This is a genomic window from Tepidimonas sp. HKU77 (assembly GCF_049728535.1).
In the GTDB taxonomy this organism is placed as follows: domain Bacteria; phylum Pseudomonadota; class Gammaproteobacteria; order Burkholderiales; family Burkholderiaceae_C; genus Tepidimonas.
Window position 1 is genome coordinate 707782 of the sequence record NZ_CP187300.1, and the last position, 24347, is coordinate 732128.

General features: G+C 67.5%; 28 protein-coding genes. 1 reads left to right on the top strand and 27 read right to left on the bottom strand.

Annotation, left to right across the window (positions count from 1 at the left end; translation table 11 throughout):
* Nucleotides 1-46: 46 nt before the first annotated feature.
* Nucleotides 47-193: a DUF3149 domain-containing protein gene (locus ACPP3B_RS03375; RefSeq protein ID WP_424859715.1), complete on the bottom strand. Its 147-nt coding sequence runs from the start codon at nucleotides 191-193 to the stop codon at nucleotides 47-49.
* A 129-nt stretch (nucleotides 194-322) separates the two neighbouring features.
* Here ACPP3B_RS03375 and ACPP3B_RS03380 point away from each other — a divergent pair, with 129 nt between their 5' ends.
* Nucleotides 323-1462 (top strand): S1C family serine protease, encoded by a 1140-nt coding sequence (locus tag ACPP3B_RS03380; RefSeq protein ID WP_424859716.1) that lies wholly within the window; start codon nucleotides 323-325, stop codon nucleotides 1460-1462.
* Here ACPP3B_RS03380 and tatC read toward each other — a convergent pair.
* The 26 genes from tatC to ACPP3B_RS03510 all read right to left on the bottom strand — a co-directional run bounded on the left by tatC (nucleotide 1459) and on the right by ACPP3B_RS03510 (nucleotide 24305).
* A complete protein-coding gene (tatC, locus tag ACPP3B_RS03385) occupies nucleotides 1459-2250 on the bottom strand; it encodes a twin-arginine translocase subunit TatC (protein WP_299020848.1) in 792 nt (263 codons plus the stop codon). The genes ACPP3B_RS03380 and tatC overlap by 4 nt on opposite strands.
* 3 nt (nucleotides 2251-2253) lie before the next feature.
* Nucleotides 2254-2745: a Sec-independent protein translocase protein TatB gene (tatB, locus tag ACPP3B_RS03390; protein ID WP_299020849.1), complete on the bottom strand. Its 492-nt coding sequence runs from the start codon at nucleotides 2743-2745 to the stop codon at nucleotides 2254-2256.
* A gap of 16 nt (nucleotides 2746-2761) precedes the next feature.
* The gene (gene tatA / locus ACPP3B_RS03395; protein WP_299020850.1) at nucleotides 2762-3001 is read right to left on the bottom strand and encodes a Sec-independent protein translocase subunit TatA; all 240 of its coding nucleotides are present in this window, start codon (nucleotides 2999-3001) and stop codon (nucleotides 2762-2764) included.
* Between the two features lie 136 nt (nucleotides 3002-3137).
* Nucleotides 3138-3497 carry a histidine triad nucleotide-binding protein gene (locus tag ACPP3B_RS03400; RefSeq protein ID WP_299020851.1) on the bottom strand — a complete coding sequence of 120 codons (360 nt, stop codon included), beginning with the start codon at nucleotides 3495-3497 and terminating at the stop codon, nucleotides 3138-3140.
* Between the two features lie 30 nt (nucleotides 3498-3527).
* On the bottom strand, nucleotides 3528-3890 hold the full coding sequence (locus tag ACPP3B_RS03405; protein WP_299020852.1) for a DUF4870 family protein: 363 nt from the start codon (nucleotides 3888-3890) through the stop codon (nucleotides 3528-3530).
* The gene (locus tag ACPP3B_RS03410; RefSeq protein WP_299020854.1) at nucleotides 3883-4287 is read right to left on the bottom strand and encodes a phosphoribosyl-ATP diphosphatase; all 405 of its coding nucleotides are present in this window, start codon (nucleotides 4285-4287) and stop codon (nucleotides 3883-3885) included. The genes ACPP3B_RS03405 and ACPP3B_RS03410 overlap by 8 nt, the downstream gene beginning before the upstream one ends.
* Nucleotides 4288-4686 carry a phosphoribosyl-AMP cyclohydrolase gene (hisI, locus tag ACPP3B_RS03415; RefSeq protein ID WP_299020855.1) on the bottom strand — a complete coding sequence of 133 codons (399 nt, stop codon included), beginning with the start codon at nucleotides 4684-4686 and terminating at the stop codon, nucleotides 4288-4290.
* A 41-nt stretch (nucleotides 4687-4727) separates the two neighbouring features.
* Nucleotides 4728-5528 carry an imidazole glycerol phosphate synthase subunit HisF gene (gene hisF / locus ACPP3B_RS03420; protein ID WP_314227498.1) on the bottom strand — a complete coding sequence of 267 codons (801 nt, stop codon included), beginning with the start codon at nucleotides 5526-5528 and terminating at the stop codon, nucleotides 4728-4730.
* Nucleotides 5529-5544: 16 nt separating this feature from the next.
* On the bottom strand, nucleotides 5545-6285 hold the full coding sequence (gene hisA, locus ACPP3B_RS03425) for a 1-(5-phosphoribosyl)-5-[(5-phosphoribosylamino)methylideneamino]imidazole-4-carboxamide isomerase (RefSeq protein ID WP_424859717.1): 741 nt from the start codon (nucleotides 6283-6285) through the stop codon (nucleotides 5545-5547).
* Nucleotides 6286-6308: 23 nt separating this feature from the next.
* Nucleotides 6309-7001 carry an imidazole glycerol phosphate synthase subunit HisH gene (hisH, locus tag ACPP3B_RS03430; protein ID WP_424859718.1) on the bottom strand — a complete coding sequence of 231 codons (693 nt, stop codon included), beginning with the start codon at nucleotides 6999-7001 and terminating at the stop codon, nucleotides 6309-6311.
* Nucleotides 7002-7048: 47 nt separating this feature from the next.
* Nucleotides 7049-7666 carry an imidazoleglycerol-phosphate dehydratase HisB gene (gene hisB, locus ACPP3B_RS03435; RefSeq protein WP_299021819.1) on the bottom strand — a complete coding sequence of 206 codons (618 nt, stop codon included), beginning with the start codon at nucleotides 7664-7666 and terminating at the stop codon, nucleotides 7049-7051.
* Nucleotides 7663-8760 (bottom strand): histidinol-phosphate transaminase, encoded by a 1098-nt coding sequence (hisC, locus tag ACPP3B_RS03440; protein ID WP_299021821.1) that lies wholly within the window; start codon nucleotides 8758-8760, stop codon nucleotides 7663-7665. The genes hisB and hisC overlap by 4 nt, the downstream gene beginning before the upstream one ends.
* Nucleotides 8757-10094, bottom strand: a complete 1338-nt coding sequence (gene hisD, locus ACPP3B_RS03445) for a histidinol dehydrogenase (protein ID WP_424859719.1) — start codon at nucleotides 10092-10094, stop codon at nucleotides 8757-8759. Before hisD ends, hisC begins: the two co-directional genes overlap by 4 nt.
* Nucleotides 10095-10096: 2 nt before the next feature.
* Complete coding sequence (gene hisG / locus ACPP3B_RS03450; RefSeq protein ID WP_424859720.1) at nucleotides 10097-10789, bottom strand: ATP phosphoribosyltransferase; 693 nt, start codon at nucleotides 10787-10789, stop codon at nucleotides 10097-10099.
* A complete protein-coding gene (gene murA, locus ACPP3B_RS03455; RefSeq protein WP_299021836.1) occupies nucleotides 10786-12060 on the bottom strand; it encodes a UDP-N-acetylglucosamine 1-carboxyvinyltransferase in 1275 nt (424 codons plus the stop codon). Before murA ends, hisG begins: the two co-directional genes overlap by 4 nt.
* A 2-nt stretch (nucleotides 12061-12062) precedes the next feature.
* Nucleotides 12063-12317, bottom strand: coding sequence for a BolA family protein (locus tag ACPP3B_RS03460; RefSeq protein WP_299021838.1), 255 nt, complete (start codon nucleotides 12315-12317; stop codon nucleotides 12063-12065).
* A gap of 44 nt (nucleotides 12318-12361) precedes the next feature.
* Entirely contained in the window at nucleotides 12362-13117 is a 756-nt protein-coding gene (locus tag ACPP3B_RS03465; protein WP_424859721.1) for an ABC transporter permease, read from the bottom strand.
* A complete protein-coding gene (locus ACPP3B_RS03470; protein WP_299021843.1) occupies nucleotides 13114-14040 on the bottom strand; it encodes an ABC transporter ATP-binding protein in 927 nt (308 codons plus the stop codon). Before ACPP3B_RS03470 ends, ACPP3B_RS03465 begins: the two co-directional genes overlap by 4 nt.
* 12 nt (nucleotides 14041-14052) lie before the next feature.
* Nucleotides 14053-14349, bottom strand: a complete 297-nt coding sequence (locus tag ACPP3B_RS03475) for an STAS domain-containing protein (RefSeq protein WP_299021848.1) — start codon at nucleotides 14347-14349, stop codon at nucleotides 14053-14055.
* A 6-nt stretch (nucleotides 14350-14355) separates the two neighbouring features.
* Complete coding sequence (locus tag ACPP3B_RS03480) at nucleotides 14356-15042, bottom strand: MlaC/ttg2D family ABC transporter substrate-binding protein (RefSeq protein WP_424859722.1); 687 nt, start codon at nucleotides 15040-15042, stop codon at nucleotides 14356-14358.
* A 63-nt stretch (nucleotides 15043-15105) separates the two neighbouring features.
* Nucleotides 15106-15825: an MlaA family lipoprotein gene (locus tag ACPP3B_RS03485; RefSeq protein WP_424859723.1), complete on the bottom strand. Its 720-nt coding sequence runs from the start codon at nucleotides 15823-15825 to the stop codon at nucleotides 15106-15108.
* Complete coding sequence (mlaD, locus tag ACPP3B_RS03490; RefSeq protein WP_299021861.1) at nucleotides 15822-16292, bottom strand: outer membrane lipid asymmetry maintenance protein MlaD; 471 nt, start codon at nucleotides 16290-16292, stop codon at nucleotides 15822-15824. The genes ACPP3B_RS03485 and mlaD overlap by 4 nt, the downstream gene beginning before the upstream one ends.
* A 21-nt stretch (nucleotides 16293-16313) precedes the next feature.
* Complete coding sequence (gene mlaE / locus ACPP3B_RS03495; protein ID WP_299021864.1) at nucleotides 16314-17096, bottom strand: lipid asymmetry maintenance ABC transporter permease subunit MlaE; 783 nt, start codon at nucleotides 17094-17096, stop codon at nucleotides 16314-16316.
* Nucleotides 17093-17917, bottom strand: coding sequence for an ABC transporter ATP-binding protein (locus ACPP3B_RS03500; RefSeq protein WP_424859724.1), 825 nt, complete (start codon nucleotides 17915-17917; stop codon nucleotides 17093-17095). Before ACPP3B_RS03500 ends, mlaE begins: the two co-directional genes overlap by 4 nt.
* 96 nt (nucleotides 17918-18013) lie before the next feature.
* Nucleotides 18014-19480, bottom strand: a complete 1467-nt coding sequence (locus ACPP3B_RS03505; protein ID WP_424859725.1) for a glutamate synthase subunit beta — start codon at nucleotides 19478-19480, stop codon at nucleotides 18014-18016.
* A gap of 37 nt (nucleotides 19481-19517) precedes the next feature.
* Complete coding sequence (locus ACPP3B_RS03510) at nucleotides 19518-24305, bottom strand: glutamate synthase-related protein (RefSeq protein WP_424859726.1); 4788 nt, start codon at nucleotides 24303-24305, stop codon at nucleotides 19518-19520.
* Between the last annotated feature and the right edge of the window lie 42 nt (nucleotides 24306-24347).

Genomic DNA, 24347 nt, shown 5'->3' on the forward strand with positions numbered 1-24347 from the left:
GCGGACGGCCCCGGCCCCGGACGGACCGCTGGCGCCACGCCGGGCGTCAGGACTTGCGCGCGGCTTGCTCCGACTCGGCGATCTTGCGCGCGAAGAATCGGTAGAACCACACCCCCATGACGATCACGAAGGCAATCACCCCGGCGCTCATGAGCCCATAGTCGGTCGAAAAAAGGTCCACAATCGCTTTCATGTTCGGCTCCTGCGTCGTTCGACAAACGCGACCTCCATTGAAGCGGTGCGCGCCCGCCGACGCATTGACCCATATCAACCCCGCTGCAAACAGGGGTATGAAACTTGCCTGCACCGGCCCGAGGAACCCATGAAACGCCACTGGCTGCTCTTTTCGCAAACCGTCACCGTGCTGCTGGCGGTGTGGTTCGTCGTCGCGACGCTCAAGCCGCACTGGCTCGCGCAGCGGCCCTCGCTGGCCAGCGTGGTGCCGGTATTCCAGATCGAAGGCGACCAACGCAGCCCCACCATCGCCAGCGCCAGCCTGAGCGCGGCCGCCCGCGCCGCGGCACCGGCCGTGGTCAGCATCAGCACCAGCAAGGCGGTGCGCCACCCGCACGCGCAGGAGCCGTGGTTTCGCTTCTTTTTTGGCGACCGACCCGAATTCGAGCCACAGACGGGGTTGGGCTCGGGCGTCATCGTCAGCCCAGCGGGCTACATCCTGACCAACAACCACGTGATCGAAGAGGCCGACGAGATACTGGTGCAGCTCAGCGACGGTCGGCAAGCGCCGGCGCAGGTCATCGGCACCGACCCCGAGACCGACTTGGCGGTGCTGCGCATCGCGCTGGACGATCTGCCCGTGATCGTGCTGGGGCGCTCGGAGTTGCTGGAAGTGGGCGACCGGGTGTTGGCGATCGGCAATCCGTTCGGTGTCGGACAGACCGTGACGGCGGGCATCGTCAGCGCACTGGGCCGCAGCCAACTCGGCATCAACACGTTCGAGAACTTCATCCAGACCGATGCCGCCATCAACCCGGGCAACTCAGGCGGCGCGTTGGTCGATGCCGAGGGGCATTTGGTGGGCATCAACACCGCGATCTACTCGCGCTCGGGCGGCTCGATGGGTATCGGGTTCGCCATCCCGATCGCCACCGCGCGCGAGGTGATGGAAGCGATCGTGCGTGATGGCGCGGTCACGCGCGGCTGGATCGGTGTGGAGCCGCAAGAGCTGACCCCAGAACTGGCCGACCACCTGGGCCTGCCAGGCGCGCAGGGCGTGGTGGTGGCGGGCGTGCTGCAAGACGGGCCGGCGGCGCAAGCCGGCATCCGCCCCGGCGACGTCATCAGCCGCGTGGGCGACACGCCCGTGCGCGACGTTGCCGGCCTGCTGGCGGCGGTGGCGGCACGCCAACCGGGAGTGGCCACCGAGGTCGAGGTGCTGCGGCGCGAAGGCCGCCGCACGCTGACGGTGATTCCGGCGCGCCGTCCGCCCCCTTCTGCCCGCTAGCGACTGTCTGCAGCGGCGGACTCGTCCTCGGCGGGCTTGGTTTTGACGAACCAGCGCGCTCCCCAGATGCCGAGCTCGTAGAGCAGGCACATGGGGACGGCCAGGGCCAGCTGCGAGATCACGTCCGGCGGCGTGACGATGGCGGCGATCACGAACGCGATGACGATGAAATAGCCCCGAAACGCCTTCAACTTGTCGATGGTGACCATGTCGAAGCGCACCATCAGCATCACCACCACCGGCACCTGAAAGGCCAGGCCGAACGCCAGGTACAGCGACAGAATGGCCTCGACGTAGGAGGCGATGTCGGGTGTGGCGTTGACGCTGGCGGGCGTGAAGCCCTGGATGAAGGCAAACATCTTGTCGAGCACGAAAAACTGCACGAACGCGATGCCGAGATAGGCCAACGCGCTACCGCTGATGATGAGCGGCAGGGCAAAGCGCTTTTCGTGGCTATACAGCCCCGGGGCGACGAAGGCCCAGATCTGATAGATGACCCACGGCAGCGCCAGCAGCAGGCCCGCCATCATCAGCACCTTCAGGGGCACGAAAAACGGCGTGAACACCCCCACCGCGATCAGCTTGGCGTCCGGTGGCATGTGGGCACGGATGGGCACGGCGATCAGATCGATCAGGCCGCTGGGGCCGGGCCAGATGGCCAGCAGCGCCATCGCCACCCCCACGCCATAGAGGGCATAGAGAATTCGGTCGCGCAATTCCATCAGGTGCGCGACGAAGGGCTGCTCGGTGCCGGCAAGCTCGTCGGCGGGCTCTTTGGAATCGGCCATGGCTCAGCGCGGGGGAATCTTGGGGCGGTAACGCGCCACCCGGGCCGCACCGGACAACGCCCGCGTGCGAACACCGGCACGAGCCTTGTACCACTGGGGGACGGCCTGGCGCTTGAGGCGGAAGTTTTTCTTCGGCCGGCGGTATTGGGGATAGACGGGGCTGCCGATCGAGGACGAGTCGGCCAACGAATCCGATGACGACGTGCCACCCAGCCCGGCGGTCACCTCGGCCCAGTCGCGCTCGAAGTCGCTGGCGGTGGCGCTGACTTGCGACTCCACCTCGCGCGCGGTCTTCTCGACCGTCTCCTTCATGCGCTTGAGCTCTTCGAGCTCGATGGTGCGGTTGACTTCGGCCTTGACGTCGGCGACGTAGCGCTGCGCCTTGCCCAGCAGCGCACCCACCGTGCGGGCCACGCGCGGCAGCTTCTCGGGGCCGATGACGACGAGCGCCACGACACCGATGAGGGCGAGCTTGGAGATGCCGAGGTCGATCATGCGGGAGTGGCCGCGATCACGACTTGGTCTTGGCGTCGACGTCGATGGTGGTCTTCTCGGCCGCCTTGTCCTGGCCGACCTGTGCCGTGGCGGTGGCGGCCGCGTCGGGGGCCGAACCCCCATCCTTCAGGCCATCCTTGAAACCCTTGACGGCGCTGCCGAGATCCGAGCCGATGTTCTTGAGCTTCTTGGTGCCAAACACCAGCACCACGATCAGCAGCACGACCAGCCAGTGCCAAATGGAAAAACTGCCCATGGTTCACTCCAATGACGGGGCTTGCGCCCCATAATGCCTTCGATCCGGTGCGGCCTCCGAGGGTTCACCGCACCGCCAATAGCGCCTGCCGTGATTGTGCCCGAAAGCGCGGCCGTGCGACGAAGACCGGCGGGGCTCACCCCTTGCGCCAGGGCCTCGGCCCGCCGATGACGTGCACATGCAGGTGATGCACCTCTTGCCCGCCGTGCTCGCCGGTGTTGCACACGATGCGAAACCCCCCTTTTGGATACGGCTCGCAGCCCTGCTCCAGCGCCAAGCGCGGGGCCAGCACCATCAGGCGGCCCATGAGGCGCTCGTGCTCGGGCGTGAGCTGCGCCATCGACGGGATGTGCGCCTTGGGCACGATGAGAAAGTGCACCGGCGCCCAAGGGTGGATGTCGTGAAAGGCGGTCAGCTCGTCGTCCTCGTACACCTTGCGGCTGGGGATCTGGCCGGTGACGATCTTGCAAAAGATGCAGTTCGGGTCGTGCGACATGGTCGGTGACATCGTAAGGATGCGGGCGCCTCAAACGGGCATGGGCTTGCGGTCGTTCCAGTACAACAGGCCCTTGACGAGCCGGTACAGCGACCAGATGGCCGCCGCGATCAAAATGACCGCTCCCACGCCGATGAACAGGGTGATGAAGCCGAGCACCGCCCACAACAGGCTCCACCAGAAGGTGCGGATCTGCCAGGTGAAGTGACTCTCGTAGAGGGTGCCGACGACGTCCTCGCGCTTGACGTAGTTGATGATGATGCCGATGAGCGCGGTGACCGCCAAAAACCACGACGCGGCATACAGCAGATACACCGCCAGCGTCAGGCGGCGCAGGCTCTCGAGCTGCTGCGGCGTCGTGGCACGAACGTCGATGATGCGGGGATCATCCATGGGCCGCTCCGGGGTGGGCCGCCTCGCGCTCGCGCGCCTTGCGCAGCGCTTTTTCGTCCAGGCCCGACAAACCCTCGCGGCGCGCGAGTTCGGCCACCACGTCGGCGGGCCCGAGGCCGAAGTGCGCCAGCACGATCAGGCTGTGGAACCACAGGTCGGCCACCTCGCCCACGAGCGCCTGGGCGCTGCCGGCGCCATGCTGCAGGTCCTTGGCGGCCATCACCACTTCGCCCGCTTCTTCCGTGATTTTTTTCAGAAAGGCGTCTGGCCCCTGGTGCAGCAGGCGCGCGACATAGCTGCGCTGCGGGTCGCCGCCAGCGGCGGGCTTGCGGCTGTCGATGACAGCGGCCAGGCGCAGCAGGGTGTCCAGCGGCGGGGCGGTGTCGGTCATGGCCATTCAGCGGTAGATGGTCTCAGGGTCTTTGAGCACGGGGTCGACCGCCTGCCACGCACCCTGCGCCGTATCCAGCCGCTGATAAAAGCAGCTGTGCCGCCCCGTGTGGCAGGCGATGCCCGGGGTGTGGCCGGTTTGCGTGACTTTGAGCAGCACGACGTCGTGGTCACAATCCAAGCGAATCTCGTGCACGCGTTGCACGTGCCCGGACTCCTCGCCTTTGTACCAAAGCCGGCCGCGCGAGCGGCTGTAGTAGACCGCGCGGCCCAGCTCGGCGGTCTTTTGCAGCGCCTCGCGGTTCATCCACGCCACCATCAGCACGTCACCGCTGTCGCGCTCTTGCGCGACCACCGGCACCAGCCCTTGCGCATCCCAGCGCACGTCGTCCAGCCACGTCGTCATGGGTCTAGCGTAGCACGTCCGTCAAGGGGATGGCGGCGGCGTCAGCGCCGCACCGGGATGCCCGCTTCGGCCATGCGCTGCTTGGCCTGGGCGATCGTGTAGGTGCCGTAATGGAAAATGCTGGCCGCAAGCACCGCGTCCGCGCCGCCCTGCTGGATGCCCTCGACCAGGTGCTCCAGGGTGCCGACGCCGCCAGAGGCGATCACAGGGATGTCCACCGCGTCGCTGACGGCACGGGTGAGCGCCAGGTCGAAGCCCGCTTGCGTGCCGTCGCGGTCCATGCTGGTGAGCAGGATTTCGCCCGCGCCCAGAGTGGCCATCTGGCGCGCCCAGGCCACGGCGTCCAGCCCGACGTTTTTGCGGCCGCCGTGCGAATACACGTCCCACCCGGGACCGATGGGCTGGCCGTCGGGGCCGGGCCGCGCCTCATCGGCGGGAGTGCGGCGCTTGGCGTCGATGGCCACCACGATGCACTGCGATCCGTACTTGCCCGAGGCGTCACGGATGACCTGGGGGTTGGCGATGGCCGCGGAATTGAAGCTGACCTTGTCCGCCCCGGCGTTGAGCAGGCGGCGCACATCCTCCACCGTGCGCACGCCACCGCCCACCGTCAGCGGGATGAACACCTGCGAGGCCACCGCTTCGATGATGGGCAGGATCAGGTCGCGCCCGTCGCTGGTGGCGGTGATATCCAGAAATGTGAGTTCGTCGGCGCCTTGGTCGTTGTAGCGCGCGGCGATCTCGACCGGGTCGCCGGCGTCGCGCAGTTGCACGAAGTTGACGCCCTTGACGACACGGCCACCCGTGACGTCCAGACAGGGGATGATGCGCTTGGCCAGCATGGCGTCGGGGCGGCCGTCAGGCGCCCAGTTCGTCGACCAGCCGCACCGCGGCGGCAAAGTCTAGCTCGCCGCTGTAGATGGCGCGGCCACAGATCACGCCCTCCACGCCCTCGGACTCGACCTCGCACAGTCGGCAGATGTCGTCCAGCCCCGACAGGCCGCCCGAGGCGATGACCGGGATGGACAGCGCCTGCGCCAGCCGCACGGTGGCTTCGACGTTGATGCCGGTGAGCATGCCGTCACGGCCGATATCGGTGTAGACGATGGCCTCGACGCCGTAGTCCTCGAACTTGCGCGCCAGATCGACGACCTCGTGGCCGGTGAGCTTGCTCCAGCCGTCGGTGGCCACCTTGCCGTCCCGCGCGTCGAGCCCGACGATGATGTGTCCGCCGAAGGCGCTGCAGGCATCCTGTAAAAAGCCGGGATTCTTGACGGCGGCGGTGCCGATGATGACGTAGCGCAGGCCGGCGTCCAAGTAGCGCTCGATGGTGTCGAGGTCGCGGATGCCACCGCCCAGCTGCACGTCGATGTCGTCGCCGACTTCGCGCAAGATGCTGCGCACGGCGGCTTCGTTGCGGGGCTTGCCCGCGAAGGCGCCGTTCAAGTCCACCAAGTGCAAGCGGGTGGCGCCCTGCTCGACCCAGTGGCGCGCCATGGCGGCGGGGTCGTCGCTAAAGATGGTGGACTGCTCCATGTCGCCTTGCTTGAGGCGCACGCACTGGCCGTCTTTCAGGTCGATGGCGGGGATCAGCAGCATGGCTTTCGGGCGGGGTTGAGGGTTCAGGGATTCCAGTGCAGGAAATTGCGGTACAGGGCCAGCCCTTGGGCGGCGCTCTTTTCTGGGTGGAACTGGGTAGCGAACAGGTTGTCGCGCGCGATGGCGCTGGCAAAGCGCACGCCATACTCGGTCACGCCCACCGCGTGGGCGGGATGCGCCGGGTGCGCATGGTAGCTGTGCACGAAGTAGAAGTAGCTGCCGTCCGGGATGCCCGCCCACAGCGGATGGGCCGGTGGCTGCTCGCTCGCGCCATGCTCGAAGCCGTACCAGACACGGTTCCAGCCCATCTGCGGCACTTTGTAGCGGCTGCCGTCGGGCTGGCGCTGGCCCTGCAGGCGAAAACGCACCACCTCGCCCGCGATCAAGCCCAGGCCGGGGGTGTCGCCTTCCTCGGAATGGTCGAGCAGCATTTGCATGCCGACGCACACACCGAACAGCGGTTTGGTGGCCGCCGCGTGCAGCACCGCCTCGCGCAGGCCGCTGCGCTCGAGCTCGGCCATGCAATCGGGCATGGCCCCTTGCCCGGGCAACACCACGCGGTGGGCGTCGCGCACCACCTGCGGGCTGGCCGTCACGACGACGTCGACCCGATCGCTGGCCCGCGCCGCGTGCATGACCGCCTGCGCCACCGAGCGCAGGTTGCCCATGCCGTAATCGACGACCGCGACCGTCTCGCGCCTGATCGGGGTATACATCGTGCTCGTGGAAGCTGCGTTCGCCTCGTGACCGGTGACGGTGGCGCTCACAAACTGCCCTTGGTCGAGGGCACGGCGTCCCCCAGGCGGGCATCGCGCTCCAGCGCGGCGCGCAGCGCGCGCGCAAACGCCTTGAAGATCGTCTCGCACTGGTGGTGTGCGTTGACGCCCTTGAGGTTGTCGATGTGCAGCGTCACGCCCGCGTGGTTGACGAAGCCCTGGAAAAATTCGGTCACGAGCTGGGTGTCGAACTGCCCGATCATGCCGGCGGTGAAGCGCACGTCCATGTGCAGCCCAGGCCGGCCAGAAAAGTCCACCACCACGCGCGACAGGGCTTCGTCCAACGGCACGTAGGCGTGCCCATAGCGGCGGATGCCGCGCTTGTCACCAACCGCGCGCGCCAGCGCCTGCCCGAGGGTAATGCCGACATCCTCCACCGTGTGGTGGCCGTCGATGTGCAGGTCGCCGCGGCACTCGATTTCCAGATCGATCAGCCCGTGGCGGGCGATCTGATCCAGCATGTGATCGAAAAACCCGATGCCGGTGTCGAGCCGGGCCTGCCCCGTGCCGTCGAGGTCGACGCGCACGCGGATACGGGTTTCGGCCGTGACGCGCTGCACCTCCGCGGTGCGCGGGGTGACGCTGGGAGCGGGTAAGGTAGTCATAGCGAGGGAGGCAGCGCCGCCAGCAGCGCGTCGTTTTCGGCGGGGGTGCCGACGGTCAGCCGCAGGCAGTTGGCCAGCAACGGGTGCATTGTAGAAACATTCTTGACCAAGACGCCACGCGCGCGCAAGCCTGCAAAGGCACGCGCGGCGTCGGGCACGCGCACCAGAATCATGTTCGCCTCGCTGGGATAGGGCCGCACGCCCGGCAGCGCGGCCAGTGCCCCTTGCAGGCGTTCGCGCTCGGCGCGGATGGTGGCCGCCTGCGCGGCGTACACGTCGGCGTGCTCCAGCGCAAACAGCGCGCACTCGGCGTTGAGGGCGCTCACGTTGTAGGGCGGCCGCACTTTGTCGATTTGGGCGATGAGGGGCGCCGCGCCGATCAGGTAGCCCAGCCGAGCGCCCGCCAGCCCGAATTTGGACAGGGTGCGCATGACGAGCACGTGCGCGTGCGCGTCGGGGTCAGCGCGCCATTCGTCCAGCCAGGTGTGGCTGGCAAAGGGTTGGTACGCCTCGTCCACCACCACCAGGCCGCCTGCCGCGCCGACGGCGGTGATGACGCGCCGCATCACCGCCGGATCCCAGCGGTTGGCGGTGGGGTTGTTGGGATACGCCAAATAGGTGATTGCCGGCCGCACGCGCGCGATCGCCTCGACCATGGCCGCCTCGTCAAGCGCGAAGTCGGGTGTGAGCGGCACGCCGTGGAAGGCCAGGCCCTGTAGCTGCGCGCTCATGGCGTACATGACGAAGCCGGGCACCGGCGCCACGATGGCGGCCCCGGGCCGATCGCACGCCAGGGCCAACAAGGCGATCAATTCGTCCGAGCCATTGCCCAGCATGAGCGCCGCACCCGCGGGCAGGTCGACGTGCGCGGCCAGCGCGCGCTTGAGGTCGTCGATGCGCGGCCCCGGATAACGGTGCACGGGCACGCGGCCCAGGCGCTCACCGAGTGCGCGCTGCAGCGGCTCGGACAGCGCGAAGGGGTTTTCCATCGCGTCCAGCTTGATGAGGCCCACGGCATCCTGGATCGCGTAGGCGTGCATGCCCTGCACGTCGTCTCGGATGCGCTGCAGGGCGGCGTCGAGCCGCGCGCTCATGCATCGCCCTCCGAGCACAGGCGCAGCTCGGCCGCGCGCGCGTGCGCAGTCAAGCCTTCGCCATGCGCCAGCACCGCCGCGATGCGGCCCAGCGTCTGCGCGCCGTCGGCACTGACTTCGATGAGGCTCGTGCGCTTCTGGAAGTCGTACACCCCGAGCGGGCTGGAAAAACGCGCCGTGCCGCTGGTGGGCAGCACGTGGTTGGGGCCGGCGCAGTAGTCGCCCAAGCTCTCGCTGGTGTAGGCACCCAGAAAGATCGCGCCCGCGTGCCGCAATAGCGGCTCCCAGCGCTGCGGCTCGCGGCTGGCGATCTCCAGGTGCTCCGGGGCAATGCGGTTGCTGATTGCGCACGCCTCGGCCATGTCGCGCGTGCGAATGAGCGCGCCACGGCCGTTGAGGCTCTTGGCGATGATGTCGGCGCGCGGCATGGTGGGCAACAGGCGGTCGATGGCTGCCTGCACCGCGTCCAGATAGGCCCCATCCGGACACAGCAGGATGGACTGCGCCAGCTCATCGTGCTCGGCTTGGCTGAACAGGTCCATCGCCACCCAATCGGGTGGTGTGGTGCCGTCCGCCAGCACCAGGATTTCGCTAGGCCCCGCGATCATATCGATGCCCACGGTACCAAAAACGTGCTTCTTGGCGCTGGCCACGTAGGCGTTACCCGGGCCGGTGATTTTGTCCACTTTCGGGATGGTGGCGGTGCCATAGGCCAGCGCCGCCACCGCCTGCGCCCCCCCGACGGTGAATGCGCGGCTGACGCCCGCCACGTGCGCCGCGGCCAGCACCAGCGGGTTGCGCTCGCCGCGCGGCGTGGGCACGACCATGACGATCTCCGGCACGCCCGCGACGTGGGCCGGTATCGCGTTCATGAGCACGCTCGACGGGTAGGCCGCCTTGCCACCCGGCACGTAAATGCCGACGCGGTCCAGCGGCGTGACCTTCTGCCCCAGCCGCGTGCCGTCGGCCTCGCGAATCTCCCACGAGCGGCCGCATGCGTCGAGCTGCGCCTCGTGGTAGCGGCGAATGCGCGCGGCCGCCTGTTGCAGGGCGTCGCGCTGCGCGGCAGGCAGGCCATCGAAGGCCTGGCGCAGGACGGGCGCGCCCAACTCCAACTCGGCCACGCTGGCCGCCTCGAGCGCGTCGAAGCGACGCGTGACCTCGAGCACCGCCGCATCACCGCGTGTGCGCACGTCGGCCAGAATTTGCGCGACGCGCGCTTCGATGTCCGCGTCGGTCTCGGCCGACCAGTGCAGGCGCGCCGCGAAGCGTGCCTCGAAATCCGCGTCCGTGGTGTCCAGCCGCAGTGGGCGGGCCAAGAGTCGATCTGCCATGGTCATGATTCCATTGTCGCAGAGCGCTGCGCGACCGCTTGCGCAAAGGCTTGCAGCATGGGGCGGATGCGCTCGCGCTTGAGCTTGAGCGCGGTCGGCCGCACCACCAGCTGCGACGAGATGTCCATGATGCGCTCGACCTCGACCAGCCGGTTGGCCTTGAGGGTATTGCCGGTGGAGACCAAGTCGACGATGGCGTCGGCCAGCCCGGTCAGTGGCGCCAGCTCCATGCTGCCATAGAGCTTGATCAAATCCACGTGCACGCCCTTGCTGGCGAAGAACTCGCGCGCGATCGCCACATATTTGGTCGCCACGCGCAGGCGCGCCCCCTGGCGCACTGCGCGCGCGTAGTCGAAATCGGCCGGCACCGCCACGCTCATGCGGCAGCGGGCGATGCCCAGATCGAGCGGCCGGTACAGACCCACCCGGGCCGCGTCGCCCCAGGTGGCCTCGTGCTCGATGAGCGTGTCCATGCCGCACACGCCCAGATCGGCGCCGCCGTGCTCCACGTAGGTAGGCACGTCGGTGGCGCGCACCAGCACCACACGCACCTCGGGCCGGTTGGTGGGCAGGATCAGCTTGCGCGAGGTCTCGGGGTCTTCGAGCACCTCGATGCCCGCCGCACGCAGCAGCGGCAGGGTCTCGTCGAAGATCCGGCCCTTGGACAGGGCCAGGGTCACGGTGTCGGCACTCATGCGATCCTCTCGATGTCGGCGCCCAGCGCACGCAGTTTGCGCTCCATCTGGTCGTAGCCGCGGTCCAGGTGGTAGATGCGGTCGACCACCGTCTCGCCGTCGGCGACCAATCCGGCGATGACCAGACTGGCCGAGGCGCGCAGGTCGGTGGCCATCACGGTCGCGCCCGACAGCCGCCGCCCCCCCTCGACGAACGCGGTGCGCCCGTCGATGCGGATCTGCGCCCCCAGCCGCACCAGCTCCTGCACGTGCATGAAGCGGTTCTCGAAAATGGTCTCGGTGATGGCGCTGGGCCCCTGCGCGATGGCGTTGAGGGCCATGAACTGCGCCTGCATGTCGGTCGGAAAACCCGGATATTCGGTGGTCCGAAAACTCTGCGCCCGCAACGCCGCACCGCCGGGTGAGCGCACGCGCATACCGTCGGGCTCGGCCTGCACCTGCACGCCGGCGTCGAGCAGTTTGTCGATCACCGCGTCCAAGTGCTCGGCGCGGGCCGCGCGCAGCCACGCCTCGCCCCCGGTAGCCGCCACCGCGCACAAGAACGTCCCCGCTTCGATGCGGTCCGAGACGACCGTGTGCTCGGCAGCCGCAAGCGCTGCCACGCCCTCGATGCGGATGCGGCTGGTGCCGTGGCCCTCGATGCGCGCGCCCATGGCAATCAGCAGCTGCGCCAGATCGACCACCTCGGGCTCCTGCGCGGCGTTTTCCAGCACGGTTTCGCCCTCGGCAAGCGCCGCAGCCATCATCAGGTTCTCAGTGCCGGTGACAGTAACCATGTCCGTGGTGATGCGCGCGCCACGCAGCCGGCTGCGCCCAGCGGGCAGCCGCGCCACGATGTCACCGTGCTCGACCACGATCTCGGCCCCCATGGCCTGCAAACCCCTGATGTGCTGGTCCACCGGGCGCGAGCCGATCGCGCACCCCCCGGGCAGCGACACGCGCGCCTGGCCGCAGCGTGCCAGCAACGGCCCCAGCACCAGGATCGAGGCGCGCATGGTCTTGACCATCTCGTACGGCGCCACCGGCTGCAGCGCGCCGACAGCGTGCAGCGTCATGCCGCCGCGCTCGCCATGCGTGCGCACCTGCACCCCCATGCCCTCCAACAACGCGCGCATGGTGGCCACGTCGCGCAGCCGCGGCACGTTGCGCAGCGTCACCGGCTGGTCGGTCAACAAGGCGGCGCACAGCTCGGGCAGCGCCGCGTTTTTGGCGCCCGAGATCTCCACCTCGCCGTGCAGCCGCTGGCCGCCCCGGATACTGAGCCGCTCCATCGTCACTCCTGCGCTGTGCGGCGGGCGGCCTGCCACTCGGCAGGTGTGTAGGTCTTCATGGACAGGGCGTGCACCTCGTCGGTGTGCATGCGCTGCCCCAGCGTGGCGTACACCATCTGGTGGCGCTGGATGGCGCGGCACCCCTCGAAGGCGGGCGAGACGACGATGGCCATCCAGTGACGGCCATCACCGCTGACCTCCAGGTGTTCGCACGGCAGTCCGGCCGCAATCAGGGCGCGCAGTTGGTCGGCAGTCATGGTCGGTGCTCTCGTGAGGTCTGGCGCTGCAGCGCCCAGCAAAATCAATGGCGTATCTTGTAGCCGATGCGCAGCAGGTGCAGCGTGAGCGCCGCCACGAGGACGAACGCCGTGCCGACCACCGCCAGGCTCAGCCAAGGTGAGACGTCGCTCACCCCAAAAAAGCCGTAGCGCGCACCGTCGATCATGTAAAAAAACGGGTTGAGGTGGCTGACCGCCTGCCAAAACGGCGGCAGCGAGTGGATGGAGTAGAACACGCCGGACAGAAACGTCATGGGCATGATGAGGAAGTTCTGAAACGCCGCCATCTGGTCGAACTTCTCGGCCCACAGGCCGGCGATCACGCCCAGCGCGCCCAACAGACCCGCCCCCAGCACCGCAAACACCCCGATCCACAGCGGATGGGCAAAACGCAACTCGGCCGCCCATGCCGTGACCAACAACACCCCCGTGCCCACGACCAGCCCGCGCAGCACGGACGAGCCGACGTAGGCGACGAACCAGGCCCAGTGCGACAGCGGTGCCACCAGGATGAAGACCAGGTTGCCCATGATCTTGCTCTGGATGAGGCTGGACGAGCTGTTGGCAAAGGCATTTTGCAGCAGACTCATCATCGCTAGCCCAGGCAGCAAAAACGCGGTGTAGCCCACGCCGTCGTAGACCTGCACGTGCTCTTCGAGCACGTGGCCAAAGATCAGCAGGTACAGCATGGCGGTCACGATGGGCGCGGCCACCGTCTGGAACGCCACTTTCCAGAAGCGCAGCACCTCCTTGCGCAGCAGGGTTTGCCAGCCACTCATGCCGGCGCCTCCGCAGTCGGCTGTACGGCCATGAAATCCAGAAACACATCTTCCAGGTCGGCCTTGTGCACCTCGATGTCTTCCATCACGACGCCCGCTTGGCGCAACGCCGCCAGCGTCTGCTCGACCTCGTAGGCGTCGTGCACCTTGATCTGCTTGATGCGCCCGGTCACGCGCGCGCGCGCCGCCAGCGCCGCCGGCAGCATCTGATCTGTCTTGAAGCGCAACACGTTGGCCGACGCGCGTTTGAGCAAATCCGCCGTGCGCTCCAGGGCGATCACGCGCCCGGCGCGCAGCATCGCGATGCGGCCACACAGCGCCTCGGCCTCTTCCAGGTAGTGCGTGGTCAACAGCACGGTGCTGCCCTCACGGTTGAGGCGCGAAATGAACGCCCACAGCGTTTGGCGCAGCTCGACGTCCACGCCCGCCGTCGGCTCGTCGAGCACGATGACCGGCGGCCGGTGCACCAACGCCTGCGCCACCATGACCCGCCGCTTCATACCACCGGACAATTGCCGCATATTGGTGTCGGCCTTGTCGGTCAAGCCCAGCCCGGCCAGCAGCTCGTCGATCCAGGCGTCGTTGCCGCGGATGCCGAAGTAGCCCGACTGAAAGCGCAGCGCCTCGCGCACGGTGAAGAAGGGGTCGAACACCAGCTCCTGCGGCACGATGCCTAAGCGCCGCCGCGCCTGCATGGGATCGGCATGCACATCGATCCCGAACACCGCCACGCGCCCGCTGCTGGGTCGGCTCAACCCGGCCAGGATACTGATGAGCGTGGTCTTGCCCGCGCCATTGGGGCCGAGCAGGCCGAAAAATTCGCCCGCTTCGATGTCGAACGCCACGTCTTGCAGGGCGTGCAAGAGCCCGCGTGGCGTGTCGAAACGCTTGCTGACGTGATCGAATCGGACGGCGGCGGACATAAACCCGCCATTCTACGACGGCAGCAGCTCCGCCACCCCATACAGGCCTGCCAGTACCCGCGCCCGGGGCGGCAAGCCGCTCACCTGCCAGTCGCCCCCGCGGGCGAGCACCTCGCGCCGCACGGCCAGCAGCGCCGCCAGCGCCGAGGAATCGAACTCCTGCAGCGCCGCGGCATCCACCCGCGCCACGAACGGGGCGGGCGACACGGCCGCGAGCGCGGCACGGCAGCGCGCCACGTAATCCTCGGCCTGTGCGTGGGTCAGGGTGGCGGGCAGCGGCGGCAGGGGAGTGACGAGTGCCTCGGCCATGCCGATTTAGCTCCGCTGCGCGTTGGCGTTGGCGCGGTTGCGCTCGGCCAGCGCGGCGATCAGCCCGTCGATGCCCTTGGCCGCGATCTCCTGCGCGAACTGTGTGCGGTACGTCTCGACCAGCCACACCCCCATGACGTTGAGGTCGTACACCTTCCAGCCGGTGGGCGTCTGTTCGAGCCGGTAGTCGAGCTGGATCGGGTCGCCCTTGCCGCCGCGAATCTCGGAGCGCACCACGACCTCGGTCGCGTCGGGTGCCGCACGCAGGGGGCGAATGACCAGCGTCTGGTCGCGAATCTGGGTCAGCGCGCCCGAGTAGGTACGCACCAGCAGGATTTTGAACTCCGCCATCAGGCGCTGGCGCTGCTCAGGCGTGGCTTGCCGCCAGAAGCGCCCGACGGCCGACGCGGTCATGCGCTCGAAGTTGACGTGTGGCATGAGCCGGGTGTCGACCAGCTCCATGATGCGCGCGATGTCACCGTTGCGCAGGGCGGGGTCGCGCTTGACGGCCTCGAACACTTCGGTGCCCACGCGCTGGATGAGCGCATCGGGCGCTTCCATCGCCAGGGCGCGGGCGTGGGGTTGCCACGCCAGGGTCGCCGCGAGCGCAACGGCCGCGCTGGTGATCCACCAGCGGCGGCGGTTCATCACGGCCGCTACCGGGCGGGTCGGAGATACAAGGGTCGTTTGCATATCCATTCGGTTCAGAAAAGACGCGCCGGGTTCCGGACTGTTACCACTGGTGACGTCGGCGCGTCACTCGTCGTCGCCACGCGAGGCATCGATCTGGCGCTGACGGCGCGCCAGGTAGGCATCGCGCGTAAACCCGTACTTGTCCAACGCCGCCTGCTCCAGCAGTTCCCCCGCGCGCAGCAGCGAGGCGCGCGTATCGACCAAGCGCAGCGCTTGCGCGCTATTGCGCGTGGCGACATCGTCCACCCCTTGCGAGACGGGGTCGCCGCGCCGGTCGACGGGCAGTGCGACCGTCTCGCGCACGGTGGACGGCCCCAGCAGCGGCAGCACCAGATAGGGGCCAGGCGGCACGCCCCATCGACCCAGCGTGTGACCAAAATCGAGCGTCGTGCGCGGGATGCCCATCTCACTGGCAATGTCGAGCACACCCCCGAGGCCCAGGAAGGTGTTGACGCTAAAGCGCATGAAATTCTCGGCCGCTGGCTGCGGGCGCGCTTGCAGCGCGGCGTTGAGCGCCGACCAGGCATCGCGCAGGTTGGCAAAGAAGTTGCCCACCCCCGTGCGCACGGGCGACGGCACCACCGCCACATATCCCTGCGCCACGGGCCGCAGCACGGCGGTATCGACCGCCTCGTTGAACTGGTAAACGCCGCGATTGAACGGCTCGAGCGGATCGCGCGGGTTGGCATCCGGCCCGGTGGCACAGCCCGAGATAGCGATCGCGGCCACCGCCAGCATCGCGGCACCCGACCGGCGCCAGCGGATGACCATTTCTCGGTTCATTGTGCACCTCCCGCTTCGGCGGCCTTGTTGAAGAGGAATTGACCGATCAGGTTTTCCAGCACCACGGCCGACTGGGTGTGGGTGACCACGTCACCTTCGGACAGGTTGGCGTCCGCGCCGCCGGGCTCGATCCCCACATACTGCTCGCCCAGCAGGCCGCTGGTCAGAATCTTGAGCGAGCTGTCCTTCGGGAAAGCATACCGCGATTCGAGCGCCAGCACCACGCGCGCCTGATACGTCTGGTCGTCGAACGCGATCGACTCCACCCGCCCTACCACCACACCGGCGCTGCGCACCGCCGCCTTGGGCTTGAGCGAGCCGACGTTGTCGAACGTCGCCGTGACGCGGTAGGTGGGGTTGAAGCTCAGGTTCAACAGGTTGGCGGCCTGCAGGGCCAAAAAAAGGATGGCGACCGCCCCGATCAGCACGAACAGCCCCACCCACACGTCGATTTTGGATCGCTGCATCACTCCACGTTCCTCGCTCAGTCAGATGGTGAACATCATCGCCGTCAGGATGAAATCCAAGCCCAGCACCGTCAGCGACGCCATGACCACCGTGCGCGTGGTGGCGCGCGACACCCCTTCGGGCGTCGGGTGCGATTCGAACCCCTGCAGCAGGGCAATGAACGTCACCGCGATGCCGAACACCACGCTCTTGATCATGCCATTGCCGACGTCGGCCCACACGTCGACACCGCCTTGGATCTGGCTCCAGAACGCGCCGCCGTCGACCCCGATCATGAGTACCCCGACCACCCAGCCACCGATGATCCCCATGGCGCTGAAGACCGCCGCCAGCAGCGGCATGACGATGACCCCGCCCCAAAACCGCGGCGCAAGCACGCGGTCGATGGGATCCACCGCCATCATTTCCATGACGCTCAACTGCTCGCCGGCCTTCATCAGGCCGATCTCGGCGGTCAGCGAGGTGCCGGCCCGCCCGGCGAACAGCAGCGCGGTGACCACGGGCCCCAGCTCGCGCACCAGGCTCAACGTCACGAGCAGGCCCAGCGCCTCGGACGAGCCGTAGCGCTGCAGCGTGTAGTAGCCCTGCAGCCCAAAGACGAAACCCACGAAGAGCCCCGAGACCGCGATGATCGACAGCGAATAGTTGCCCAAGAAGTGAATCTGGTCGCGGATCAGCCCGAAGCGCCGCCAACTCGCCCACGTGCCCAGCAACAGGCGCACGAACAACCGCGCGCCCAGCCCCAGGTCGGCCAGTTTGGCGCGCACGGCAAAGCCGATATCGGCGGGATGCCACCCTTTCATGCCTGTCGCCCTCCCCGCAGCGTGGGGCCGAAATCCTCGGCCACCGAAACGGCCGGATAGTGAAAACGCACCGGGCCGTCGGGCGACGCGGTCACGTACTGGCGAATGAGCGGGTCCTCGCTGTGCCGCACCTCGTCTGGCGTGCCCTGCATCGCCACGCGCCCGTTGGCCAGCACGATGATGTGGTCGGCCACCGCGAAGGTGGACTCCAGCTCGTGCGAGACCATGATGCTGGTCAGGCCCAGCGTGTCGTTGAGCTGCCGAATCAGCCGCGCAGCCGTGCCCAACGAGATCGGGTCCAAGCCCGAAAACGGCTCGTCATACATGATCAGCTCCGGATCGAGCGCGATGGCGCGCGCCAGCGCCACGCGGCGCGCCATGCCGCCGGAGAGTTCGCCCGGCATCAGGTCGCGCGCGCCGCGCAAACCGACGGCGTGCAGCTTCATGAGCACGATGTCGCGAATCAGCGGCTCCGACAGCCGGGTGTGCTCGCGCAGCGGAAAGGCCACGTTGTCGAAGACCGACATGTCGGTAAAGAGCGCGCCGAACTGAAACAGCATGCCCATGCGCCGCCGCACCGCGTACAGACCGTCGCGGTCGAGCGCGCCGACGTCTTGTCCGTCGAACAGCACCTGGCCGCTGCGGGCCCGCAACTGCCCACCGATGAGCCGCAGCAGCGTCGTCTTGCCCCCACCCGAGGTTCCAATCAGCACGGTGACCTTGCCACGGGGCACGTGCAAGCTCACGTCGTCGAGCACGGGACGCCCATCCCCGTACCCGAAGGTGACGCGGCGCAGCTCGACGAGGGGGGACTCGATCATGGATGCAAAAAATAACAACAGCCGGTGGCTCCGGCTGCCGAATCATACGGGATAACCCGCAAGCGCGTCGCACGGGCGCGATCGCGGGCTTGCGCGTCAGCGGGGCAACAAAGAGTGCCCCATCAGGTACTCGTCGACCGCGCGCGCGGCCTGGCGGCCCTCGCGGATCGCCCACACCACCAGCGACTGGCCGCGCCGCATGTCGCCCGCGGCAAACACCTTGGGCACGTTGGTCGCGTAGCCGCCGTTGGCCTCGGTGTGCGCCTTGGCGTTGCCGCGTGCATCCTTCTCGACGCCGAAGGCATCCAGCACGGTAGAAATCGGCGACACGAAGCCCATCGCCAGCAGCACCAAGTCGGCCTTGTATTCTTTCTCGGTGCCAGGAATCTCGACCAGCTTGCCGTCCTTGAGCTCGACGTGCACGGTGCGCACGCCCGTAACCTTGCCGTTTTTGCCGATGAAGGCTTTGGTGGCGATGGCGAACTCGCGCTGGCAGCCTTCCTCGTGACTGGTGCTGGTGCGCAGCTTCAGCGGCCAGTAGGGCCAGGTCAGCGGCTTGTTTTCCTGCTCGGGCGGCTGGGGCATGACCTCGAATTGCGTCACGCTGGCCGCACCGTGCCGGTTGCTGGTGCCCACGCAGTCGCTGCCGGTGTCGCCCCCGCCGATGACGATGACGTGCTTGCCGGTGGCGGTGATTTGCTTTTTGAGCTTGTCGCCGGCGTTGACCTTGTTTTGCTGCGGCAAGAACTCCATCGCGAAATGGATGCCATCGAGCTCGCGGCCCGGCACCGGCAGGTCGCGCGGCTGCTCGGCCCCGCCGCACAAGAGCACGGCGTCGAACTCGGCCTTCAGTTGCTCCGGCGCAATGACCTCGCGCGCGTCATTGTTCACCTTGACGCCCTCGGGCAGCGTGCCCACCAGCACCCGGGTGCGGAAAGTCACCCCTTCGGCCTGCATCTGCTCGACGCGGCGGTCGATGAGCCACTTCTCCATCTTGAAGTCGGGGATCCCGTAGCGCAGCAGCCCGCCGACGCGGTCGTTCTTTTCGAACACCGTCACGTCGTGCCCCGCGCGCGCGAGCTGCTGGGCTGCCGCCAGTCCGGCGGGACCAGAGCCGACCACCGCCACCTTTTTGCCGGTCTTGACCTTGGGCGGCTGAGGCAGCACCCAGCCCTCGGCCCAGGCGCGGTCGATGATGGCGTGCTCGATCGACTTGATCCCCACCGGATCGTCGTTGATGTTGAGCGTGCACGCCGCCTCACAGGGCGCCGGGCAGATGCGCCCGGTGAACTCGGGGAAGTTGTTGGTGGTGTGCAACACCTCGATCGCGTTCTTCCATTCGCCCCGATAGACGAGGTCGTTGAAGTCCGGGATGAGGTTGTTGACCGGGCAGCCGTTGTTGCAAAACGGCGTGCCGCAGTCCATGCAGCGGGCGCCCTGGATCTTGGCCTGCGCCTCGTCCAGCCCGATGACGAACTCGCGATAGTGCTTGACGCGCTCCTGCGGGGGCTGGTAGCCCTCCTCGACGCGCGCGTATTCCATGAAGCCAGTGATCTTACCCATGATCGATTGCCTCGTCAGTCGATGAACGGCGCCGCCTTCACGCGGCCGGCGCGGTCTTGCGGGACTTGCCCGCCGATTTGGCAGGCGCGGCCTCGGCCGCTACCTCGGCGGCCGACTGCTTGGCGGCCAGCTCGCCTAGGGCGCGCTTGTACTCGTGCGGGAACACCTTGACGAAGCGCGTGCGCGCCGTCGCCCAGTCGTCCAACAGGGCGCGCGCCTTGGTGGAGCCGGTCCAGCGGTGGTGCTCCTCCAGCAACTGGCGCAATTGCGCCTCGTCGGTCATGCCGCGGTGCCAGATGGCGCGATCGACCGTGGCCTCCTGCTCGGCGGCCGAGACCACGCGGTCGAGCGCCACCATCGCCGTGTTGCAGCGCTTGGCAAACAGGCCGTCTTCGTCGTAGACGTAGGCGATACCACCGCTCATGCCGGCGGCAAAGTTGCGCCCCGTCTTGCCCAGTACGACGACGGTACCCCCGGTCATGTACTCACAGCCGTGGTCGCCGGTGCCCTCCACCACCGCGGTGGCGCCGGACAGCCGCACGGCGAAACGCTCACCAGCGACGCCGCGGAAGAACGCCTCGCCGCGCGTCGCACCGTACAGCACCGTGTTGCCCACGATGATGTTGTGGCCCGCATCCCCGCGGAAGTCGATGCTGGGGCGCACCACGATGCGCCCACCCGACAGACCCTTGCCAGTGTAGTCGTTGGCGTCGCCGATCAGGTACAGCGTGATGCCCTTGCACAGGAAGGCGCCGAACGACTGGCCACCCGTGCCCTCCATCTGGATGCGGATGGTGTCGTCAGGCAACCCCTCCGGGTGGTGGCGCGTGACCTCGCCCGACAGCATCGCGCCCACCGTGCGGTTGACGTTGCGCACGCTCTCGATGAAGTGCACCTTCTCGCCACGCTCGATAGCAGGACGGGCCTTTTCGATCAGCCGCACGTCCAGCGCCCGATCCAGCCCGTGATCCTGGGTTTCGACGTGGCGGCGCGCCACGCCGTCGGCCACCGGCGGCTGGTGCAGCAGGCGGCTGTAGTCCAGCCCCTTGGCCTTCCAGTGCTCGATGCCACGGCGCATGTCGAGCAAGTCGGTGCGGCCCACCAGGTCGTCGAACTTGCGGATGCCCAGCTGCGCCATGATGGCGCGCACCTCTTCGGCCACGAAGAAGAAGTAGTTGACCACGTGCTCGGGCTTGCCGGCAAACTTGCGGCGCAACACCGGGTCTTGCGTGGCCACACCCACCGGGCAGGTGTTGAGGTGGCACTTGCGCATCATGATGCAGCCCTCGACCACCAGCGGCGCGGTGGCGAAGCCAAACTCATCGGCCCCCAGCAGCGCGCCGATAACGACGTCGCGCCCGGTCTTGATCTGCCCGTCCACCTGCACGCGGATGCGACCGCGCAGGCGGTTGAGCACCAGCGTTTGCTGCGTCTCGGCCAAGCCGATTTCCCACGGGCTGCCCGCGTGCTTGATGGACGACCAGGGCGACGCGCCCGTGCCGCCGTCATGGCCGGCGATGACCACATGGTCGGCCTTGGCCTTGGCCACGCCAGCGGCGATCGTCCCCACACCCGCCTCGGCCACCAGCTTGACCGAAATGTCGGCGCGCGGGTTGACGTTTTTCAGGTCGTGGATGAGCTGCGCCAAATCCTCGATGGAGTAGATGTCGTGGTGCGGCGGCGGGCTGATCAGGCCCACGCCCGGCACGGAGTAGCGCAAATAGCCGATGTAGGGCGACACCTTGCTGCCGGGCAGCTGACCGCCTTCGCCGGGCTTGGCACCCTGCGCCATCTTGATCTGGATCTGGTCGGCACTCACCAGGTATTCGGCCGTCACACCAAAGCGGCCAGAGGCCACCTGCTTGATCTTGGAGCGCAGGCTGTCGCCGTCTTGCAGCTCGATGTCGACCTCGACCTTGTCGCGGCCGATGATCGAACCCACGGTCTCGCCCTTGCGGATCGGGATGCCCTTGAGCTCGTTGCGGTAACGCGCCGGGTCCTCGCCCCCCTCACCGGTGTTGGACTTGCCGCCGATGCGGTTCATCGCGATGGCCAGCGTGGTGTGCGCCTCGGTGGAAATCGACCCCAGCGACATGGCGCCGGTGGCGAAGCGCTTGACGATCTCGGACGCGGGCTCGACCTCGTCGATCGGAATCGCCTTGGCCGGATCGACCTTGAACTCGAACAGCCCACGCAGCGTCATGTGCCGGCGCGACTGGTCGTTGATGAGCTGCGCGTACTCTTTGTAGGTGGCGAAGTTGCCCGCACGCGTGGCGTGCTGCAGCTTGGCGATCGCATCTGGCGTCCACATGTGCTGCTCGCCATGGGCGCGCCACGCGTATTCGCCACCGACGTCGAGCATGTCGCGCATCGGCAGGTCGTTGCTGTACGCCTGTCGGTGCCAGCGGATGGCCTCCTCGGCGATTTCGAACACGCCGATGCCCTCGACCCGGCTGGGCGTGCCGGTGAAGTACTTGTCGATGGTCGCGCTGTTGATGCCCACCGCCTCGAACAACTGCGCGCCACAGTAGCTCATGTAGGTGGACACGCCCATCTTGGACATGATCTTGGACAGCCCCTTGCCCACCGCCTTGATGTAGTTGGCGATCGCCTTGTCGGCCGATAGGTCACCGGGCAAATCCTTGTGGATGGCGCGCAGCGTCTCGAACGCCAAGTAGGGGTAGACCGCCTCCGCCCCGTAGCCGGCCAGCACCGCGAAGTGGTGCACCTCGCGCGCGCTGCCCGTCTCCACCACCAGACCGGTGGCGGTGCGCAGCCCCTCGCGCACCAGGTGCTGGTGGATGGCAGAGAGCGCCAGCAGCGCGGGCACCGCCACCCGCTCGCGGTTGACGCCGCGGTCACTGACGATGAGGATGTTGCTGCCGCTGCGGATGGCGTCGACCGCCTCCGCGCACAGCGAGGCGAGCTTGGCCTCCACCCCCTCCTTGCCCCAGGCAACCGGGTAGGTGATGTCCAGCGTGGTGCTGCGGAATTTGCCACCGGTGCGGCGCTCGATGTCGCGCAGTTTGGCCATGTCGGCGTCGCTGAGCACGGGCTGGCTGACCTCCAACCGCATCGGCGGGTTGACCTGGTTGATGTCGAGCAGGTTGGGGCGGGGGCCGATGAACGACACCAGCGACATCACGATCGCCTCGCGGATCGGGTCGATCGGCGGGTTGGTGACCTGCGCGAATAGCTGCTTGAAGTAGTTGTACAGCGGCTTGGGCCGGTCCGACAGCACCGGCAGCGGGCTGTCGTTGCCCATCGAGCCCACGCCTTCTTCGCCGTTCTGGGCCATTGGCGCCATCAGGAACTTGATGTCCTCTTGCGTGTAGCCGAACGCCTGTTGCAAATCGAGCAGGTTGGCGTCCACCCGCTCCATCGCCGCCTGGGACGATTCATCCGCCACCGCCTTGACGCTGGCCTCGTCGTCGCCGGCCACCGGGCGCTCCACGTCGTCTAGGCGGATGCGCAGGTTTTCGATCCACTGCTTGTACGGCTTGGCGTTGGCCAGGGTCGCCTTGATTTCCTCGTCGTCGATCATGCGGCCCTGTTCCAGATCGATGAGGAACATCTTGCCCGGCTGCAAGCGCCACTTGCGCACGATCTTGCTCTCGGGCACCGGCAGCACGCCCGATTCGGACGCCATGATCACCATGTCGTCATCGGTGATGCAATAGCGCGACGGCCGCAAGCCGTTGCGGTCCAGCGTGGCCCCGATCTGGCGCCCGTCCGTGAACACGATCGACGCCGGCCCATCCCACGGCTCCAGCATCGCGGCGTGGTACTCATAGAACGCGCGTCGGCGCTCGTCCATCAGCGTATGCTGCTCCCACGGCTCGGGGATCATCATCATCACCGCGTGCGCCAGTGGATAGCCCGCCATCGCCAGCAACTCCAGGCAGTTGTCGAACGTCGCGGTGTCCGACTGCCCGGCAAAACTGATGGGGTAGAGCTTCTTCAGATCCGGGCCCAGCACCGGCGAGCTCATGACGCCCTCGCGCGCGCGCATCCAGTTGTAGTTGCCCTTGACGGTGTTGATCTCGCCGTTGTGCGCCACGTAGCGGTAGGGGTGCGCCAGCGGCCACTCGGGGAAGGTGTTGGTGGAGAAGCGCTGGTGCACCAACCCCAGCGCCGAGACGCAGCGCGGGTCTTGCAAGTCGCGGTAGTACTCACCCACCTGGTTGGCCAGCAGCAGCCCCTTGTAGACGACGGTGCGGCTGCTCATGCTGGGCACGTAGTACTCTTTGCTGTGCGTCAGCTGCAGGCGCTGGATGGCGGCGCTGGCCGTCTTGCGGATGACGTACAGCTTGCGCTCGAGCGCATCTTGCACGATGACGTCGCTGCCGCGGCCGATGAACACCTGGCGAATGATCGGCTCGGTCTGGCGCACGGCGGGCGACATCGGCATGTCGCGGTTGACCGGCACGTCGCGCCAGCCCAGCAGCACCTGGCCCTCGGCCTTGATCGCGCGCTCCATCTCTTGCTCGCAAGCCAGGCGCGAGGCGTGCTCCTTGGGCAAAAAGATCATGCCCACGCCGTATTCACCCGGCGGCGGCAGGGTCACGCCCTGCTTGGCCATCTCCTCGCGGTAGAGCTGGTCCGGGATCTGGATCAGGATGCCCGCGCCGTCACCCATCAGCGGATCAGCCCCGACCGCGCCGCGGTGGTCGAGGTTTTCCAGAATCTTGAGCGCCTGGGTGACGATGTCGTGGCTCTTGTGTCCCTTGATGTGGGCGACGAAGCCGACACCGCAGGCATCGTGTTCATGGGCAGCGCAGTACAGCCCGTGCTGCTCGGCAGTGGATTGGGGGGTAGCGGTCACGCCTGACTCCTTGGCCGGGTTGACGAAAGACGAAGGGCCACA

What these genes read in the sequence shown, in the direction of transcription:
- ACPP3B_RS03380 (WP_424859716.1), top strand. Translation starts at nt 323, where the DNA reads ATGAAACGCCACTGGCTGCTCTTTTCGCAAACCGTCACCGTGCTGCTG.
- ACPP3B_RS03465 (WP_424859721.1), bottom strand. Translation starts at nt 13,117, where the DNA reads ATGAGTGGCTGGCAAACCCTGCTGCGCAAGGAGGTGCTGCGCTTCTGG.
- hisD (WP_424859719.1), bottom strand. Translation starts at nt 10,094, where the DNA reads ATGGCAGATCGACTCTTGGCCCGCCCACTGCGGCTGGACACCACGGAC.
- ACPP3B_RS03400 (WP_299020851.1), bottom strand. Translation starts at nt 3,497, where the DNA reads ATGTCGCACGACCCGAACTGCATCTTTTGCAAGATCGTCACCGGCCAG.
- hisI (WP_299020855.1), bottom strand. Translation starts at nt 4,686, where the DNA reads ATGACGACGTGGCTGGACGACGTGCGCTGGGATGCGCAAGGGCTGGTG.
- hisB (WP_299021819.1), bottom strand. Translation starts at nt 7,666, where the DNA reads ATGACTACCTTACCCGCTCCCAGCGTCACCCCGCGCACCGCGGAGGTG.
- hisF (WP_314227498.1), bottom strand. Translation starts at nt 5,528, where the DNA reads ATGCTGGCCAAGCGCATCATCCCCTGTCTGGACGTCACGGGTGGCCGT.
- ACPP3B_RS03500 (WP_424859724.1), bottom strand. Translation starts at nt 17,917, where the DNA reads ATGATCGAGTCCCCCCTCGTCGAGCTGCGCCGCGTCACCTTCGGGTAC.
- hisA (WP_424859717.1), bottom strand. Translation starts at nt 6,285, where the DNA reads ATGCTGCTGATCCCCGCCATCGACCTGAAAGACGGCCAGTGCGTGCGC.
- tatB (WP_299020849.1), bottom strand. Translation starts at nt 2,745, where the DNA reads ATGATCGACCTCGGCATCTCCAAGCTCGCCCTCATCGGTGTCGTGGCG.
- ACPP3B_RS03485 (WP_424859723.1), bottom strand. Translation starts at nt 15,825, where the DNA reads ATGAACCGAGAAATGGTCATCCGCTGGCGCCGGTCGGGTGCCGCGATG.
- mlaE (WP_299021864.1), bottom strand. Translation starts at nt 17,096, where the DNA reads ATGAAAGGGTGGCATCCCGCCGATATCGGCTTTGCCGTGCGCGCCAAA.
- ACPP3B_RS03405 (WP_299020852.1), bottom strand. Translation starts at nt 3,890, where the DNA reads ATGGATGATCCCCGCATCATCGACGTTCGTGCCACGACGCCGCAGCAG.
- ACPP3B_RS03475 (WP_299021848.1), bottom strand. Translation starts at nt 14,349, where the DNA reads ATGGCCGAGGCACTCGTCACTCCCCTGCCGCCGCTGCCCGCCACCCTG.
- ACPP3B_RS03480 (WP_424859722.1), bottom strand. Translation starts at nt 15,042, where the DNA reads ATGCAAACGACCCTTGTATCTCCGACCCGCCCGGTAGCGGCCGTGATG.
- ACPP3B_RS03470 (WP_299021843.1), bottom strand. Translation starts at nt 14,040, where the DNA reads ATGTCCGCCGCCGTCCGATTCGATCACGTCAGCAAGCGTTTCGACACG.
- hisC (WP_299021821.1), bottom strand. Translation starts at nt 8,760, where the DNA reads ATGAGCGCGCGGCTCGACGCCGCCCTGCAGCGCATCCGAGACGACGTG.
- tatA (WP_299020850.1), bottom strand. Translation starts at nt 3,001, where the DNA reads ATGGGCAGTTTTTCCATTTGGCACTGGCTGGTCGTGCTGCTGATCGTG.
- hisG (WP_424859720.1), bottom strand. Translation starts at nt 10,789, where the DNA reads ATGAGTGCCGACACCGTGACCCTGGCCCTGTCCAAGGGCCGGATCTTC.
- ACPP3B_RS03410 (WP_299020854.1), bottom strand. Translation starts at nt 4,287, where the DNA reads ATGGCCATGACCGACACCGCCCCGCCGCTGGACACCCTGCTGCGCCTG.
- ACPP3B_RS03505 (WP_424859725.1), bottom strand. Translation starts at nt 19,480, where the DNA reads ATGGGTAAGATCACTGGCTTCATGGAATACGCGCGCGTCGAGGAGGGC.
- tatC (WP_299020848.1), bottom strand. Translation starts at nt 2,250, where the DNA reads ATGGCCGATTCCAAAGAGCCCGCCGACGAGCTTGCCGGCACCGAGCAG.
- mlaD (WP_299021861.1), bottom strand. Translation starts at nt 16,292, where the DNA reads ATGCAGCGATCCAAAATCGACGTGTGGGTGGGGCTGTTCGTGCTGATC.
- ACPP3B_RS03375 (WP_424859715.1), bottom strand. Translation starts at nt 193, where the DNA reads ATGAAAGCGATTGTGGACCTTTTTTCGACCGACTATGGGCTCATGAGC.
- murA (WP_299021836.1), bottom strand. Translation starts at nt 12,060, where the DNA reads ATGGAGCGGCTCAGTATCCGGGGCGGCCAGCGGCTGCACGGCGAGGTG.
- ACPP3B_RS03460 (WP_299021838.1), bottom strand. Translation starts at nt 12,317, where the DNA reads ATGACTGCCGACCAACTGCGCGCCCTGATTGCGGCCGGACTGCCGTGC.
- hisH (WP_424859718.1), bottom strand. Translation starts at nt 7,001, where the DNA reads ATGTATACCCCGATCAGGCGCGAGACGGTCGCGGTCGTCGATTACGGC.